The following is a 1,168-nucleotide window of genomic DNA, read 5'->3' as shown; positions in this document are numbered from 1 at the left end:
AATAATGTCTAAATCCGGTTTTTTGGGCTTTGGCGCATGAAGCAATCGTCGAAACGTTTACACCATTTCTCAAAGCACGGGGGCATGGCGGAGGGAGTGGTTTCTCTCAGGTCGGTTATTTCGACGTCAACTTACTGTCTGATAAGTATTATAGCCTTATTTTACTCTTTTTATTGTTTAAGTCCCACTAGCATTGATGGGAGCGGTGATAGCAAGTTTGTATATATTGTTCGGACGTGAAGCACAGCAGCGGGGTTTGAGTCTTGGTAGCTATAGTGCTTTCGCCTACAGTATGGGGGCGTTGGTGTTGTTACTGTTATCCTTACTCTGGGGTGTCAGTTATCTCAATTATCCGGTAGGAGTTTACCTCTACATCTTGTTATTGGCACTTTTTCCCCAAATGGTGGGACATACCAGTTTTAACTGGTTGCTACGCTGGATTAATCCTACCCTGGTGACCCTGGCTATTTTGTTTGAACCCGTTGGTGCTTGCTTTTTGGGCTATCTGATTTTTCAGGAAGTGCCAGGAGTATTGGTGCTGGTAGGTGCCGTGGTGTTGTTAGTTGGGGTGGCAGTAGCGGTTTTTGGATCTAATTTGAGAAAAGAGGTTGAAGGTTAGTTGGTTGTTCGCGTAGCGTGGCCTTTTGGCCAAGGTTAGTTGAAGGATTGCAGCTTGCATGTCACTCCCGCCAGGTCTGTAAGAGACTAACCAGAATTAAAAGGAATAGGTATTCTGAGCTACTAAGGGGTTACTGGCGCACGGAACAAGAATATAAGGATTTATTTGCAGCGAGTGGTTTTAAAATCGCACAAGTCGTTTATACTTATAAAAGTCTAATAGTGATAGAGTTTAGCCTCCAATAAAGAGGTTTTTTAGCTTAACTTTCAGGTAGACAACCTGGTAGTGCTAAAAAATTATTTAATTTACTACAGTCTGCCAGAAGTAGGATAAGCAAAAAATAAATGAAAAAAATGATCAAAACTTGTTGTGTAACGTTAGTAACCTGTATGCTACTGCTAACGATCAATACCATGAATGCCCTGGCGAGTAGTGAAACTGAGATGGAAATATGTGACTTAACTCTACACTCATTTTGTGACCGTGATCTGTTGCCGACGCAATATGTGGAACTTATTGCTCCCCCTAACCATATCTCATTTCTTCTTT

General features: G+C 42.0%; 1 protein-coding gene. It reads left to right on the top strand.

What is annotated here, in order from left to right:
* Nucleotides 1-205: 205 nt before the first annotated feature.
* Complete coding sequence (locus tag F6K49_RS51135) at nucleotides 206-619, top strand: EamA family transporter (protein WP_293110585.1); 414 nt, start codon at nucleotides 206-208, stop codon at nucleotides 617-619.
* Nucleotides 620-1,168 lie beyond the last annotated feature (549 nt).

The sequence above is a fragment of the Moorena sp. SIO3I6 genome (assembly GCF_010672095.1).
The sequence above is the reverse complement of the archived record's forward strand: the minus strand, read 5'-3'. Positions and strand labels throughout refer to the sequence as shown.